Origin of the sequence: Ralstonia sp. GX3-BWBA (genome assembly GCF_003290055.1) — a bacterium.
GTDB classification, from domain to species: Bacteria; Pseudomonadota; Gammaproteobacteria; order Burkholderiales; family Burkholderiaceae; genus Ralstonia; species Ralstonia holmesii.
The window spans coordinates 153,810-167,871 of the sequence record NZ_QMKS01000009.1 but is presented as its reverse complement, the minus strand read 5'-3'; the positions used below and the strand labels follow the sequence as shown (position 1 = coordinate 167,871).

Below are 14,062 nucleotides of genomic sequence, written 5' to 3'. Positions count from 1 at the left end.
GCCGATGGCTCACCTCCAGGTTGGATCAAACAGCGAAGGTTTGGCGCTGAGATGCGCCGGAGACTTACGGAGCAGCAGGCCGGATCAGACCGACGGCCAGGCCCTCCAGGTGAAACTCATCACGATCCAGATCGACGTGGATCGGTTCGAAATCCGGGTTCTCGGCAATCAGCTCGACATGCCGGCCCTTGCGCTGGAAGCGCTTGACCGTGACATCGTCGCCAAGTCGAGCAACAACGATCTTGCCGTTGGTGGCTTCGGCGGCGCGCTGCACGGCCAGCAGATCGCCATCCAGAATGCCGGCGTCGCGCATGCTCATGCCACGCACCTTCAGCAGAAAATCGGGCTGCGCAGAAAACAGCGACGGATCCACCTGATACTGGCGATCAATGTGTTCTGCAGCCAGGATGGGGCTACCGGCGGCTACGCGGCCAACCAGTGGCAGCGTCAATTGCATCAACCCCATCGAGGGCAGCGAGAACTGATGCTGCGCCGTGTTGCCTGCTGCCCGCAGCCGAATGCCGCGCGAGGCGCCGGGCGTCAGCTCGATCACGCCCTTGCGTGCCAGCGCGCGCAGGTGTTCCTCGGCCGCGTTCGGCGATGAGAAGCCGAACTCGGCGGCAATCTCGGCGCGCGTTGGCGGAAAGCCCGTGCGCTGGATCGTCTGGCTGATCAGGTCGTAAATCTGCTGTTGGCGAGAGGTGAGGGCGGCCATTGGCGTACTGTATATTTGAACAGGTGCTGTGATTTTATACAGTGACGCGGGAAGCGCAAGTGATTTTGTTGTGATGTGTTGCGTGAGCACCCGGCCCTTATGACCGGCGTCAAAACCTATGCGACTGGTTAGAAGCTTATGCGCAATCCATGCAGGCGCGGCCGTGGGGAATCGCATAAAATCAAGGCCTTGACCGATTTTTTGCACCGCCACATAGCCCGATTGAGCCTCGTTGGGCTGGCCCGAACGTCACCATGTCCGCCTTCAATCAAGAGACCGTTCTGAGCGTCCATCATTGGAACGACTCGCTATTCAGCTTCAAGACCACGCGTGATCAGGCGCTGCGCTTCCATAACGGCCACTTCGTCATGATCGGGCTGGAGGTCGAGGGCAAGCCGCTGATGCGCGCCTACAGCATTGCCAGCCCGAACTACGAAGAGCACCTCGAGTTCTTTAGCATCAAGGTGCAGAACGGTCCGCTGACGTCGCGGCTGCAGCATCTGAAGGTGGGCGACAAGCTGCTGGTGAGCAAGAAGCCGGTCGGCACGCTTGTGCTGGATGACCTGCTGCCCGGCAAGAACCTGTATCTGTTCGGGACCGGCACCGGCCTCGCGCCTTTCATGAGCATCATCCAAGACCCGGACACCTACGAGCGCTTCGAGAAGGTCGTGCTGCTGCACGGTGTGCGCCAAGTGAGCGAGCTGGCCTATGCCGACTTCATCACCCGCGAATTGCCGAATAACGAGTTCTTCGGCGATCAGGTGCGCGAGAAGCTGATCTACTACCCGACCGTCACGCGCGAGCCGTTCCGCAACATGGGGCGCCTGACTGACCTCGTCGATAGCGGCAAGCTGTCTGCCGACATCGGCCTGCCTCCGATGGATCCGGCAGTGGATCGCGCCATGATCTGCGGCAGTCCGGCCATGCTGGAAGACACTTGCAAGCTGCTCGATGCCCGGGGTTTCAAGATCTCGCCGCGCATGGGCGAGGCCGGTGACTACGTGATCGAGCGCGCTTTCGTCGAGAAATAATCGACGTTGCTTCCGCTGCAAACGCCGGCCTGTGAGCCGGCGTTTTGTTTTCGGGGCGCCCAGGGCAATCCCGCGTCGGCAAAGGCGGGGCGGGCGGATACAATGCGCGCCTTGCCCACAACGCATGTCTGCAACGATGTCCTTGCCTACCATCGCCATCCTCGCTACCGGCGGCACGATCGCCGGCTCCGCTGACGACGCTGGCTCCGCCGCGCGCTACCGCGCAGGCGCCGTCCCCATCGATCAACTGCTCGCGGCCAGCAAACTTGGTTTAGAGCGCCTCGCCAACGTGCGCGCCGAGCAGGTCGCCCAGATCGACAGCAAGGACCTGACGTTCGAGGTATGGGAAAAACTGGTTGCACGCATCCGTCACTGGATCGACGTCGAGCGTGTGGACGGCGTGGTCATCACGCACGGTACCGACACGCTGGAGGAAACCGCGATGCTGCTGCACCTGACGCAGCAGACCGATACCCCGATCGTCCTGACGGCGGCGATGCGGCCGTCGACGTCGCTGTCGGCGGATGGTCCGCTGAATTTGCTGAACGCGGTACGGCTCGCGGCCAATCCGTCTGCGCGCGGGCGTGGCGTGTTGGTGGCGCTCAACCAGCGCGTGCATGCCGCTCGCGATGTGCAGAAGAGTCACACTTACGCGGTGGAGGCTTTTGTCTCGCCGGATACGGGGGCGCTGGGTTTCGTGCTCGACACGCAGGTGCAGTTTCAGCGTGCCGGGCAGCGTGTAGCCGCGGCAGACGTGTTGCCGATGCCGCCAGCGGGGCAGTGGCCATGGGTTGAGGTTGTGGCGAGCTATGCGCAACCCGATGCACGTGTGGTCGATGCCCTGGTTGCCGCTGGCGTAAAGGGGCTGGTGATTGCCGCAACTGGCGCAGGCTCGATTCACGCCAATCTTGAGGCCGCGCTGAACCGGGCGAGTCAGCAGGGCGTTTTCGTGCTGCGTTCCACGCGTACCGGGGCTGGCGTGGTGCCCGCGCAACCTGGTGGAGAGCGCTGGGCCTCGAGCGGCTCGCTTAACCCATATAAGGCGCGTGTGCTGTTGACGTTGCTTCTGGCCTCAGGCCGCGCCCAGGCAGAAGTTGCCTCCCTGCAGCAAGTCATTGATCGATATTGAAAAAATCTCCAAGGCCTGCGTATAATGGCAGGCTAACCAACCTTGCTGCACCGGAGTGTGACGCCCGGGCGGCTTAATCCACAAGGAGCGTCAATGCGTCATTACGAAATCGTATTCATCGTCCATCCGGACCAGAGCGAGCAAGTGCCCGCGATGATCGAGCGCTACAAGAGCACGGTCACCACGCAAGGCGGCCAAGTGCACCGCGTCGAGGACTGGGGCCGTCGTCAACTGGCCTACATGATCCAGAAGCTCGCGAAGGCTCACTACGTGTGCCTGAACATCGAGTGCGGCAAGGACACCCTGGCTGAGCTTGAGCACGCGTTCAAGTTCAACGACGCCGTGCTGCGTCACCTCATCGTTCAGACCAAGAAGGCTGAAACGGCACCGTCGCCGATGATGAAGGAAGTCGCACGCGAAGAGGCCAAGAAGGCCGCCGCTCAGACCGAACAGGCCGCCTGATGCCGCGCGGTGCTGCGCAAGCCTGATCGCGCATCACCAGTATGAACGAAACCCACGGGGACAGCGCCATCAACCGCCTGCAGCTCGTCGCCACTCTGGTCGAGCGCGAGGTGATGCGATACACCCCAGCCGGCGTACCGATCGTCAATTGTCTTCTGGCATACAGCGGGCAGGCGGTCGAAGCGCAGACAGTGCGGCAGATCGAGTTTTCGATGGAAGCACTGGCAGCCGGCAAGATGGCTTCCGTTCTGGATCGCATCGCTCCGGGCACCGTCCTGGATTGCGTAGGATTCTTGGCTCGCAAGCACCGCAGCAGTAAGGCACTGGTCTTTCACATCTCCGGATGTAACGTATTCGTAAAGGATTGAATCATGGCATTCATGAACAAGAAGCAGCGCGACGCGAAGAATAAGAAGCGCTTCCAGCAGCAAAACCCGTTGTTCAAGCGCAAGAAGTTCTGCCGCTTCACCGTGGCCGGCGTTGAGCAGATCGACTACAAGGATCTGGATACGCTCAAGGACTTCATCGGCGAGAACGGCAAGATCACCCCGGCCCGCCTGACCGGCACGCGCGCGATCTATCAGCGCCAGCTGGACACGGCCATCAAGCGCGCACGTTTCCTCGCGCTGATGCCGTACACCGATCAGCACAAGCACTAATCAGCGGGATAAGGAGAACTCACAATGCAAATTATTCTGCTCGAGAAGGTCGTCAACCTGGGTAACCTGGGCGACGTGGTGCGTGTGAAGGACGGTTACGCTCGTAACTTCCTGATCCCGAACAAGCAAGCCCGCCGCGCTACGGATTCCGCCATCAAGGAATTCGAAGCCCGCCGCGCTGAGCTGGAAAAGCTGGCCGCTGAAAAGCTGGCTGCTGCGCAAGCCGAAGGCGAGAAGCTGAACGGCCTGACGCTGCAACTGTCGCAAAAGGCTGGTGTGGATGGCCGTCTGTTCGGCTCCGTCACCAACCACGACATCGCCGACGCACTGGTTGCGCAAGGCTTCAAGGTTGAGAAGGCGCAAGTGCGTCTGCCGAACGGCCCGCTGAAGACTGTGGGCGACCACGCGGTCGTCGTGTCGCTGCACACCGACGTGGCAGTTGACGTGAACGTGTCGGTGCAAGGCGAGTCGGTCTAAGCACGCACGCAGCACCTCGCGGCGCCCGGGTCACCGATCGACGCGAGTCAAGAAGGCAGGGACGAAAGTCTCTGCCTTTTTTTGTTGTCCTTTGTGTCAGGGGTTCCAGATTGAAGACCGAGCAGCGCCGCTATAATCCCGCCATGAACGCACCCTCCGATCCCCAGCTCGATTCCCTCAAGGTGCCCCCGCATTCCATCGAGGCCGAACAGTCGGTGCTCGGCGGGTTGCTGCTGGATAACGCCGCTTGGGATCGCATTGCCGATTTCATCAACGAGCACGATTTCTATCGCTACGACCACCGGCTGATCTTCCACAATATCGGCAAGCTGATCTCGCAGGCCAAGCCGGCCGACGTGATCACGGTGTACGAGCAGTTGCAGGCCGCCGGCAAGGCGGAAGAGGTGGGGGGGCTGGCCTACCTGAACGCGCTGGCGCAGAACACGCCGAGCGCAGCCAACATCCGTCGCTATGCGGAAATCGTTCGTGATCGAGGCGTGCTGCGTCAACTCGTGACGATCGCCGACGAGATTTCCGCCGGTGCCTTCAACCCGCAGGGGCGCGACGTGCGCCAGCTGCTGGACGAGGCGGAATCCAAGGTGTTCGCGATTGCCGAAGAAGGTTCACGCGGGCAGAAGGGCTTTCTGGAAATCCAGCCGCTGCTGACGCAGGTGGTCGAGCGTATCGACGAGCTGTACCACCGCGATAACCAGAGCGACATTACCGGCGTGCCGACGGGCTTCGTTGACCTCGACCGCATGACCAGCGGTATGCAGGGCGGCGATCTGATCATCGTGGCCGGTCGCCCGTCGATGGGTAAGACGGCGTTCTCGCTGAACATCGGCGAACACGTTGCGGTGGAGCAGGGGCTGCCGGTAGCCGTGTTCTCGATGGAAATGGCCGGCACGCAGCTCGCCATGCGTATGTTGGGTTCGGTCGGGCGATTGGATCAGCACCGGCTGCGTACCGGCCGCTTGCTCGACGAGGATTGGCCGCGCCTGACGCATGCCATCCAGAAGATGAACGACGCGCAGCTCTTCATTGACGAGACGCCCGCGTTGAACCCGATGGAATTGCGTGCGCGCTCGCGCCGGCTTGCACGGCAGTGCGGGCAGCTCGGCCTGATCGTGATCGATTACCTGCAGCTGATGTCGGGCTCGGGCAGCGGTGAGAACCGCGCGACCGAAATTTCGGAAATCTCCCGATCGCTCAAGGGCCTGGCCAAGGAACTCAACTGCCCGGTGATCGCGCTGTCGCAGTTGAACCGAAGCCTGGAACAGCGTCCGAACAAGCGTCCTGTGATGTCAGACTTGCGTGAATCCGGCGCTATCGAACAGGATGCCGATGTGATCCTGTTCATCTATCGTGATCAGGTCTACAACCCCGATTCTCCGGACAAGGGTACGGCCGAAATCATCATTGGTAAGCAACGTAACGGCCCGATTGGTACCGTTCGTCTTACGTTCCTGGGTGAATACACGAAGTTCGACAACTTCACCGGGGGCAATGCATTCTTTGACAACGACACGTAACGTGTAATTCGTGTCGGCCCGCCACAACGTGCCACGCATGTCGCGAGGCTGGTTCCGGTAAAATATTGCGTTTTAATGACAGCGCCGGCGGTGATCCCGTCCGGCGTTGTTTTTACGACTCCTGCTTTTTTCCGTTCCCAAGGATCATCATGTTCGGTCGCTTCATGCCCACCGAAGGCAAGTTTTTTGAGTACTTCAACCAGCACGCCGAGTGCGCCGTCAAGGCGGCCCATGCACTCAAGGAACTGGTCAATGACTTGCCCAATGCCGAAATGCATGCACGCAATGTGCAGAACTTTGAAAAGAAAGCCGATCGCATCACGCATGACACGATCGAGCTGCTGCACAAGACCTTCATCACCCCGCTCGACCGCGACGAGATCCACAAGCTGATCACGACGATGGACGACATCCTCGACCTGATGGAAGACGTGTCGCTCACCATCTCGTTGTACGACGTGACCAATGTCACGGACGAATCGCGTCAGCTCGCGATGATTTGCGTGGCTTGCTGCGAAGAAGTCCGCAAGGCCGTGGCTCTGCTCAACGACATGAACAACGGCCGCCAGATCCTCTCCATCGCTCAGGAGATCGATCGTCTTGAGTCGGAAGCCGATCGCGTGATGCGCGCCGCCATGGCCAAGCTGTTCCGCACCGAAAGCGACATCAAGCTGCTGATCAAGCTGAAGGCGATTTACGAGCAACTGGAGAGTGTCACCGACCGTTGCGAGGATGTTGCCAACATCATCGAAGGCATCGTGCTCGAAAACGCCTGACGAGACGACGCCCTCATGCATACGCTTCAGATCAGTCTCTGGGTGGTCGTTCTGCTGGTGGCGCTGGCCATCGTGTTCGACTTCATGAATGGCTTCCACGACGCGGCCAACTCCATTGCGACGGTGGTGTCGACCGGCGTGCTCAAGCCGCAGCAGGCGGTGGCGATGGCTGCAGCCTGCAACGTGATCGCCATTTTCATCTTCCACCTCAAGGTGGCAACTACGGTGGGGCGCGACACGATTGATCCGTCCATCGTTGATCATTACGTCATCTTTGGGGCGTTGGTCGGCGCCATCGCGTGGAACATCATCACGTGGTACTACGGCATTCCGTCCAGCTCGTCGCACGCGCTGATCGGCGGTTTGGTGGGCGCGGCTGTGGCCAAGTCGGGCACGGGCTCGCTGGTGGCCAGTGGATTGCTCAAGACGGTGGCGTTCATCCTGATTTCGCCGTTGCTGGGTTTTATTCTCGGCTCGCTGCTGATGGTGGCAGTGTCTTGGCTGTTCTTCCGAACGCCGCCATCCAAGGTGGACCGATGGTTCCGGCGCTTGCAACTGTTCTCGGCGTCGCTGTATAGCCTGGGCCACGGCGGCAACGATGCACAGAAGACGATCGGCATCATTTGGATGCTGCTGATTGCGGGCGGCTACGCATCGGCCACTGCAACTGAACCGCCGATCTGGGTCATCGTCTGTTGCTATGTGGCGATCGGTTTGGGTACGTTGCTGGGCGGCTGGCGGATCGTGCGCACGATGGGCCAGAAGATCACCAAGCTCAAGCCGGTCGGCGGTTTCTGCGCTGAAACCGGTGGGGCCATGACGCTGTTCTTGGCATCGGCGTTGGGTGTGCCAGTGTCGACGACGCATACCATCACCGGTGCCATCGTCGGTGTGGGGGCGGCGCAGAAGGCCTCTGCAGTGCGTTGGGGTGTGGCGGGCAACATCGTCTGGGCGTGGGTTTTGACGATTCCCGCATCAGCGTTCATGGCAGCCATTGCCTGGTGGATCGGCCGACACGTGCTGTAAGGCGACCGCAGATCGTCTCCGAAAAAACGAAACGCCCACCAAATCGGTGGGCGTTTTGCATTGGGGGCGAGCGATGCGTTATTGCGTGGCGAAGCGCGCGATGGGGTCATCGTCGGCTGGCGGGATCGAAGCTGGCGGTGCGCGCGTCGACATCAGGTTATCGGCCTGAACATCGCGTGCGCGGGCGAGGGTACCCAGCGGATCATCATCGATCCGACGGGCAGGGCTGGCAGGCGCCGGAGTCATCGGTGCGACGGTCGGTGCTGGTGCATCGGGCAGATTGCTCACGGCCACGACACGGCGCGCGCCCATGTAGCGGCTTGCCCAGTAAGACTTGGTCATGTCTTCCAGGCGTACCGTGCCGCCCGTGGCCGGTGCATGGACAAACCGGTTCTGGCCCACATAGATGCCCACGTGTGAATTCGGCTGGCCGGTCGTGTTGAAGAAGACGAGGTCGCCCGATGCAACGTCGCGACGATCCAGCGAGGAGCCTCGGCGGCCCATTTCGGCGGCGGTGCGGGGCAGGTTCACGGAAGCAGCGCGCTGCACGACGTAGCGCACAAGCCCGCTGCAATCAAATCCGCTGTCGGGCGTATTGCCGCCGTAGCGGTAGGGCGTGCCGACCAGCGCCATCGCCTCGATGGAGATTTCCTCCAGACCGGCGCTCGGATCGTGGATCGGGGTGCCGCGTGTGCGCAGGCCCGCGTCGCGCGAGGCGGTGGAGCGGGTAGGTGTTGACGAGCAGGCAGACAGCAGGCACACCAGCGCCAGCAGGGCGGCGCCCGCCAGTCGCGTGTTTCCGTGGGGAAAGCTGTGCTGCGTGAGCATGCGCCATCAGGAGAGTCCGGATAGCAAGCATGCTATGCGCGCCGCGTCAGAAAGCCAAACTGCGTGTTGGCGAGGCGCAACGCCAAGCGGGGCGCGGGTCTGCGGATTTTGCCCCGATGGCGTCGCGTTTTGCAGGCAGTTTTACCAGCGCAGTTGGACGCTGCGCCTGCTGCCGGTCTGCACCGTTGCGCGCTTGGTGGCGCCCTGGTATGTGGCGATGACGTTATAGCTCGCCGGCGGGGCCTTGATCAGGCAGCGCGGGCCATCGGCGCGAAAGCTTGCGACCTCCTTGCCGTGTCGCGTGAGTTGTACGTCGACGTCGGCCAGATACTCGCCGCGCGCGCCTTGCGTGAACAGCAGTGACAGGTTGTAGTTGTGCGCTTCGCTGTTCAGCGCCTGTTGCTCGTCCTGTGCAACGCCGCCGCAGATGTAGCTGATCTGGCCGGCGGTCTTTGGCGTGAGGTTGTCGGCGAGTGCAATGGAGGCGCCGGCGGACAGCATCATCGCCAGCGCGGCCGACGTCAGGGTCAAACGCGAACGTGTCTGCAGGTTTTGCTGCATGGGCATCATTGGCCTCCATCGGGAAAAAGAGAGGTGCCCGACAAGCAGCAAAAAAAAGGCCACGCAATTGCGTGGCCTGATGGCACAACGGTTGGCGGCAGACAAATATGTCCCCGCGTGATTTTTACAGCACGTCCGAGGCGTGATCTGCAAGCCGCGAGCGCTCGCCGCGCGCTAGCGTGATGTGTCCGCTATGGCTCCATCCCTTGAAGCGATCCACCACATAAGTCAGACCCGACGAACCTTCCGTCAGATATGGCGTGTCGATCTGCGCGATGTTCCCCAGGCAGACGATCTTGGTACCCGGACCCGCACGCGTGACCAGCGTCTTCATCTGCTTGGGTGTCAGGTTTTGCGCCTCGTCGATGATCAGGAACTTGTTGACGAAGGTGCGGCCGCGCATGAAGTTCATGCTCTTGACCTTGATGCGTGAGCGGATCAGCTCCTGCGTGGCCGCGCGGCCCCATTCACCGGCATTGTCATCGGATTTTTGCAGCACTTCGAGGTTGTCGTCGAAAGCGCCCATCCACGGCTGCATCTTTTCTTCTTCCGTGCCGGGCAGGAAGCCGATGTCTTCACCCACGGGCACCGTGGCGCGCGTGATGATGATCTCGTTGTAGAGCTTCTGATCCAGCACTTGCTCAAGGCCCGCCGCAAGTGCCAGCAGCGTCTTGCCCGTGCCGGCCTGACCGAGCAGCGAAACGAAGTCGACTTCCGGGTGCATTAGCAGGTTCAACGCGAAGTTCTGCTCGCGGTTGCGCGCTGTCACGCCCCAGACGTTGTTCTTCTGGTGCGTGTAGTCCTTGAGCGTCTGCAGCACAGCGGTTTTGCCGTTCAGCTCCTTGACCTGCGCATACAACGGCAGGCTGCCGTCATTCGGCTCCAGGAAGACAAACTGGTTGACCAGGAACGACGGCACCAGCGGTCCGGACAAGCGGTAGAACGTCGTGCCCGTCTTGGGGTCCTGCCAGCTCTCGATGTTCTTGCCGTGCTTCTGCCAGAAGTCCGTCGGCAGCGCCATGATGCCGCTGTAGAGCAGGTCGGTGTCTTCCAGTACGCGATCGTTGAAGTAGTCCTCCGCCGGCAGGCCGAGGGCGCGTGCCTTGATCCGCATGTTGATGTCTTTGGACACCAGCACGACCGATCGGTCCGGACGTTGCTGCTGCAATGCGGCCACCACACCAAGGATCTGGTTGTCCGCTTTGCCCTGCGGCAGGCCATCGGGCAGCTTGATGTCGTTCAGACGCGTCTGGAAGAACAGGCGCCCCTGCGCATCGCGGTTGCCGAGCTTGGCGAGCGGCAGGCCGTCGTCCATGACGCCATCGGTGCCAGCCACGAGCTGGTCGAGCGTGCGGCTGACCGTACGGGCATTGCGCGCGACTTCGCTCATGCCCTTCTTGTGATTGTCCAGCTCTTCCAACGTCATCATCGGCAGATAGACGTCGTGTTCTTCAAAACGGAAGAGCGATGTCGGATCGTGCATCAGGACGTTGGTGTCGAGCACGAACAGCTTGGCGGGGCCTTCATCGCGGCGGTCGCGGCGACGGGCAGCGGTTTCGGTCGATTTGCCGGTCGCGCTCACCTTATCGACAGCCTTGGCGAGGATGCCGGCGTGTTCGCGTGAAGCCTCTTTTGCCATGGGGGACGCTTCGCCCGAGCGGGCGCGGGCCGTGCTGGCTGCAGTGCGTTTAGGTTGCGCACGACCGGTTTCTGACAACGCCTCGCGCTCGAGCGCTGGCACCGGTTTTCGAGGTTCCTGACCCGCCTTCGGCTTTCCGGCTTTGCCGAAAGGCTTGAATTCAGCCGGGTCAAGCAATTGGGCTGGCTGGGTGGGCATGGTCGGCAGCGGCATGCTTCGATTACCTCTCTGGGTGGAACAACGACGAAACACCGTCCGCGCACATGGCGAGGCGGTGCTGGCGGAAAACGCGGTAAAACGGATGGGCGCGCCGCAGCGTTTGATGCGCGAACGACGGCCACAAAAAAGCCGCCATGACCTGCGGGAGGTTGGGCGGCCTAGGTGAACGCCACGACAAGCTGCACGATTCGGACGTTCTGCCCAGCCTGCTTGCCGGGAAAAACGCAGAAGCGGTATCAGACCAACTTGGCCGCCGGTACCGTCGTGGGCTATCGGAATGGCATCCGGATTTTGTACTCATCGGTTCCGACTGTATCGGAAGCTTTTGTGATTTGCAATCTGTCCCATGTGACGTGTGGTGCGTCGCAAACTGGTCACGACGGACGGTGCGAAATCGACGGAAAAGCAAGCGCCAGGATGCTTCGCACGGCGCTTTCCCGACGGGTTGTTCTACGTGCAGTTACAGCGCACGCGCCGCCGCGAGAACCTCATCCACATGGTTGGGCACTTTCACGCCGCGCCATTCCTTGCGCAGCACGCCCTTGCTGTCGATCAGGAATGTGCTGCGCTCAATGCCGCGCACGTCCTTGCCATACATCTTCTTCATCTTGATCGTGTCAAAGATGTTGCAGACGGCTTCGTCGGCGTCGGAGATCAGCTCGAACGGCATCTCCAGTTTCGCCTTGAAGTTTTCGTGCGATTTCAGGCTGTCGCGCGAGATGCCGAACACCACGGCGCCGGCGGCTTCAAAGGCGTCGTATTGATCGCGGAAGTTCATTGCCTCGGTAGTGCAGCCAGGCGTGTTGTCCTTCGGATAGAAATACAGCACGACGATCTTGCCGCGCTGCGATGCAGGCGAGAACGTGATGCCGCTGGTTGCCGGTGCGGAGAAATCGGGAAGAGGCTGGTCGATCGTGACGGGCATGGTGTGTTCCGGAAAACCGCGAGGAGAGAGACGGGAAGCTCGTAGACGGGCAAATCTGAGATACCGCGCCCGTCGCCAAACCGGAGATCGGAAGGATCAGGCCGGCTGAACGATCAGGCTGCCGCTGCGGCCGGCAACTTCGCCCCATGTGACGGGCTGCACGGGCAGGGTACTGCGATCGAGCGTCGCGTAGTAATCGCCCATCGATCCTAGTCGATGGCCTTGCGCGCGCCAGCCTCGCAGCAACTCGCGGAAGATCGGGGCGAGTTTCTGCCCTTCAAGTTCTGCATGCAAGGTAAATACCTGGTCGCGGTCGGACTCGGTCATCTTCAGGATGTGCCGGGCAACGTTGTCGAGGGTGATGTCTTCCACGCCGATCAGCTCGTCCAGTGTGGGTAGAGTGGTCGGCAATTGCACGTGGTTCAGCGCTTTGCCATCAACGCTCGGGATGTACGGATGCGTGCCCCGGCCATCGGAGGCGTAGGCCATGCCCCAGTTGTCGATCTGGCGGAACGCGTGGTCGTTCATCTGCCAGCCGGCGGCGCCGTGCGTCACGGGTGGCTTGCCGAATACCTGGACGAAGCGCGCGTGGGCGGCAGTCATTTGGCGGGCGGTCCAGCCGGCATCGCGCTGGCGGACATTGTCTTGCCAGAGCACGTGGTCCCAGGTGTGGATGCCGGTTTCGAAGCCTGCCTCCGCAATGGCGCGCATTTCGGCTGCGGCTTTGCGGCCGATGTCGGGGCCGGGCAGCAGCACGCCGTACATCAGCGTACGAAAGCCGTAGTGCTCGACGACTGAGGTGCGGGAAACCTTTTTGAGGAAGCCGGGGCGAAAGGCCCGGCGCAGCGCCCAGCCGGTGTGATCCGGGCCGAGGCTGAAGAGGAAGGTCGCGCCCGCCTCGTGCTCGCGCAGCATGCGCGCGAGGTTGGGCACACCTTCGCGGGTGCCGCGCAGGGTGTCGACGTCGATCTTGAGGACGATGAGAGCCATGAACCTGCGCGGGGGTGTTGCTTTTACTTGTTACCGTTGCCGTCTTCGACCAGGCTGCGGGCTTCAGCCACGTGCGTGCGATACGCTTCGAAGATATTCGCCAGCGCGTCCTTCATCACGGTGGTCGGCTTCCAGCCGAGGTCTTCCATGGTGTTGGCGATCTTCGGCACGCGGTTCTGCACGTCCTGATAGCCGGTGCCGTAGTAGGCGCCAGACGTCGTTTCCACCAGTTGGACCTGCTTGGCAGTGTCCTTGTACTCGTCGATCTTGGCGGCTTGTTCCAACATCATGTTGGCCAGCTCGCGCACCGAGTAGTTGTTCGACGGGTTGCCGATGTTGTAGATCTTGCCCGAGGCCACGCCGTCCTTGTTGGCAATAATGCGCACCAGCGCGTCGATGCCGTCATCGATATACGTGAAGGCGCGCTTCTGGCTGCCGCCGTCGACGAGCTTGATGTTCTCGCCGCGCACGATGTGGCCGAGGAACTGCGTCACAACGCGCGACGAACCTTCCTTCGGGGTGTAGATCGAGTCGAGGCCCGGGCCGATCCAATTGAACGGACGGAACAGCGTGAAGTTCAGCCCTTCCATGCCGTAACCCCAGATCACGCGGTCCATCAATTGCTTCGAGCATGCGTAGATCCAGCGCGGCTTGTTGATCGGGCCGTAGATCAGCGGCGAGGCTTCCGGATCGAATTCCGAATCGCCGCACATGCCGTAGACCTCGGAGGTCGACGGGAAGACCAGGTGCTTGCCGTACTTGGCAGCCGAGCGAACGATCGGCAGGTTGGCTTCAAAGTCCAGCTCGAACACGCGCAGCGGGTCTTTGACGTAGGTCGACGGCGTGGCGATGGCCACCAGCGGCAGGATCACGTCGCACTTCTTCACGTGATACTCGACCCATTCCTTGTTGATGGTGATGTCACCCTCAAAGAAGTGCATGCGCGGGTGGTTGACCAGGTCGCCCAGACGCTCGGTCTGCATGTCCATGCCATAGACCTCCCAATCGGTGGTCTCCAGGATGCGCTTGGACAGGTGGTGGCCGATGAAGCCGTTGACGCCGAGGATCAGTACTTTTTTCATGAAGGCAAACT

Annotated in this window: 16 protein-coding genes; 9 read left to right on the top strand and 7 right to left on the bottom strand. The window is 61.4% G+C overall.

The genetic code is table 11. The features are described from left to right. Positions 1-64: 64 nt before the first annotated feature. Positions 65-715 (bottom strand): transcriptional repressor LexA, encoded by a 651-nt coding sequence (gene lexA / locus DOD19_RS08290; RefSeq protein WP_112185078.1) that lies wholly within the window; start codon positions 713-715, stop codon positions 65-67. 254 nt (positions 716-969) lie between these two features. On the opposite strand from lexA, the gene DOD19_RS08285 reads away from it, so the two are divergent. From DOD19_RS08285 to DOD19_RS08245, 9 genes are all read left to right on the top strand, one after another. Further along, positions 970-1,746, top strand: coding sequence for a ferredoxin--NADP reductase (locus tag DOD19_RS08285; protein WP_112185076.1), 777 nt, complete (start codon positions 970-972; stop codon positions 1,744-1,746). A 136-nt stretch (positions 1,747-1,882) separates the two neighbouring features. Beyond that, entirely contained in the window at positions 1,883-2,875 is a 993-nt protein-coding gene (locus tag DOD19_RS08280; protein WP_112185984.1) for an asparaginase, read from the top strand. Between the two features lie 93 nt (positions 2,876-2,968). Beyond that, entirely contained in the window at positions 2,969-3,337 is a 369-nt protein-coding gene (gene rpsF, locus DOD19_RS08275) for a 30S ribosomal protein S6 (RefSeq protein WP_024975889.1), read from the top strand. 41 nt (positions 3,338-3,378) lie between these two features. After that, positions 3,379-3,705 (top strand): primosomal replication protein N, encoded by a 327-nt coding sequence (gene priB / locus DOD19_RS08270; protein ID WP_112185074.1) that lies wholly within the window; start codon positions 3,379-3,381, stop codon positions 3,703-3,705. A 3-nt stretch (positions 3,706-3,708) separates the two neighbouring features. Next, positions 3,709-3,996, top strand: a complete 288-nt coding sequence (rpsR, locus tag DOD19_RS08265; RefSeq protein ID WP_004626489.1) for a 30S ribosomal protein S18 — start codon at positions 3,709-3,711, stop codon at positions 3,994-3,996. 24 nt (positions 3,997-4,020) lie between these two features. Further along, the gene (rplI, locus tag DOD19_RS08260) at positions 4,021-4,473 is read left to right on the top strand and encodes a 50S ribosomal protein L9 (protein ID WP_024975887.1); all 453 of its coding nucleotides are present in this window, start codon (positions 4,021-4,023) and stop codon (positions 4,471-4,473) included. A 143-nt stretch (positions 4,474-4,616) separates the two neighbouring features. Further along, entirely contained in the window at positions 4,617-6,005 is a 1,389-nt protein-coding gene (locus DOD19_RS08255; protein ID WP_012435397.1) for a replicative DNA helicase, read from the top strand. 149 nt (positions 6,006-6,154) lie between these two features. Further along, on the top strand, positions 6,155-6,781 hold the full coding sequence (locus DOD19_RS08250; protein ID WP_024975886.1) for a DUF47 domain-containing protein: 627 nt from the start codon (positions 6,155-6,157) through the stop codon (positions 6,779-6,781). Positions 6,782-6,796: 15 nt separating this feature from the next. Then, positions 6,797-7,807 (top strand): inorganic phosphate transporter, encoded by a 1,011-nt coding sequence (locus DOD19_RS08245; protein ID WP_024975885.1) that lies wholly within the window; start codon positions 6,797-6,799, stop codon positions 7,805-7,807. A 78-nt stretch (positions 7,808-7,885) separates the two neighbouring features. On the opposite strand, the gene DOD19_RS08240 is transcribed toward DOD19_RS08245, so the two are convergent. From DOD19_RS08240 to DOD19_RS08215, 6 genes are all read right to left on the bottom strand, one after another. Next, a complete protein-coding gene (locus tag DOD19_RS08240) occupies positions 7,886-8,635 on the bottom strand; it encodes a C40 family peptidase (protein WP_112185073.1) in 750 nt (249 codons plus the stop codon). A 141-nt stretch (positions 8,636-8,776) separates the two neighbouring features. Further along, positions 8,777-9,202 carry a hypothetical protein gene (locus tag DOD19_RS08235; RefSeq protein ID WP_112185981.1) on the bottom strand — a complete coding sequence of 142 codons (426 nt, stop codon included), beginning with the start codon at positions 9,200-9,202 and terminating at the stop codon, positions 8,777-8,779. Positions 9,203-9,320: 118 nt separating this feature from the next. After that, positions 9,321-11,048: a PhoH family protein gene (locus DOD19_RS08230; RefSeq protein ID WP_024975882.1), complete on the bottom strand. Its 1,728-nt coding sequence runs from the start codon at positions 11,046-11,048 to the stop codon at positions 9,321-9,323. A gap of 466 nt (positions 11,049-11,514) precedes the next feature. Beyond that, a complete protein-coding gene (locus DOD19_RS08225) occupies positions 11,515-11,979 on the bottom strand; it encodes a peroxiredoxin (protein ID WP_024975881.1) in 465 nt (154 codons plus the stop codon). Between the two features lie 96 nt (positions 11,980-12,075). Beyond that, entirely contained in the window at positions 12,076-12,969 is an 894-nt protein-coding gene (locus DOD19_RS08220; RefSeq protein ID WP_112185072.1) for a 4-deoxy-4-formamido-L-arabinose-phosphoundecaprenol deformylase, read from the bottom strand. Between the two features lie 23 nt (positions 12,970-12,992). Beyond that, positions 12,993-14,051, bottom strand: a complete 1,059-nt coding sequence (locus tag DOD19_RS08215; RefSeq protein WP_112185071.1) for a bifunctional UDP-4-keto-pentose/UDP-xylose synthase — start codon at positions 14,049-14,051, stop codon at positions 12,993-12,995. Positions 14,052-14,062 lie beyond the last annotated feature (11 nt).

Excerpts from the sequence above, each read along its gene's own strand:
- lexA (WP_112185078.1), bottom strand. The coding sequence starts at position 715 with ATGGCCGCCCTCACCTCTCGCCAACAGCAGATTTACGACCTGATCAGC.
- DOD19_RS08285 (WP_112185076.1), top strand. The coding sequence starts at position 970 with ATGTCCGCCTTCAATCAAGAGACCGTTCTGAGCGTCCATCATTGGAAC.
- DOD19_RS08280 (WP_112185984.1), top strand. The coding sequence starts at position 1,883 with ATGTCCTTGCCTACCATCGCCATCCTCGCTACCGGCGGCACGATCGCC.
- rpsF (WP_024975889.1), top strand. The coding sequence starts at position 2,969 with ATGCGTCATTACGAAATCGTATTCATCGTCCATCCGGACCAGAGCGAG.
- priB (WP_112185074.1), top strand. The coding sequence starts at position 3,379 with ATGAACGAAACCCACGGGGACAGCGCCATCAACCGCCTGCAGCTCGTC.
- rpsR (WP_004626489.1), top strand. The coding sequence starts at position 3,709 with ATGGCATTCATGAACAAGAAGCAGCGCGACGCGAAGAATAAGAAGCGC.
- rplI (WP_024975887.1), top strand. The coding sequence starts at position 4,021 with ATGCAAATTATTCTGCTCGAGAAGGTCGTCAACCTGGGTAACCTGGGC.
- DOD19_RS08255 (WP_012435397.1), top strand. The coding sequence starts at position 4,617 with ATGAACGCACCCTCCGATCCCCAGCTCGATTCCCTCAAGGTGCCCCCG.
- DOD19_RS08250 (WP_024975886.1), top strand. The coding sequence starts at position 6,155 with ATGTTCGGTCGCTTCATGCCCACCGAAGGCAAGTTTTTTGAGTACTTC.
- DOD19_RS08245 (WP_024975885.1), top strand. The coding sequence starts at position 6,797 with ATGCATACGCTTCAGATCAGTCTCTGGGTGGTCGTTCTGCTGGTGGCG.
- DOD19_RS08240 (WP_112185073.1), bottom strand. The coding sequence starts at position 8,635 with ATGCTCACGCAGCACAGCTTTCCCCACGGAAACACGCGACTGGCGGGC.
- DOD19_RS08235 (WP_112185981.1), bottom strand. The coding sequence starts at position 9,202 with ATGCCCATGCAGCAAAACCTGCAGACACGTTCGCGTTTGACCCTGACG.
- DOD19_RS08230 (WP_024975882.1), bottom strand. The coding sequence starts at position 11,048 with ATGCCGCTGCCGACCATGCCCACCCAGCCAGCCCAATTGCTTGACCCG.
- DOD19_RS08225 (WP_024975881.1), bottom strand. The coding sequence starts at position 11,979 with ATGCCCGTCACGATCGACCAGCCTCTTCCCGATTTCTCCGCACCGGCA.
- DOD19_RS08220 (WP_112185072.1), bottom strand. The coding sequence starts at position 12,969 with ATGGCTCTCATCGTCCTCAAGATCGACGTCGACACCCTGCGCGGCACC.
- DOD19_RS08215 (WP_112185071.1), bottom strand. The coding sequence starts at position 14,051 with ATGAAAAAAGTACTGATCCTCGGCGTCAACGGCTTCATCGGCCACCAC.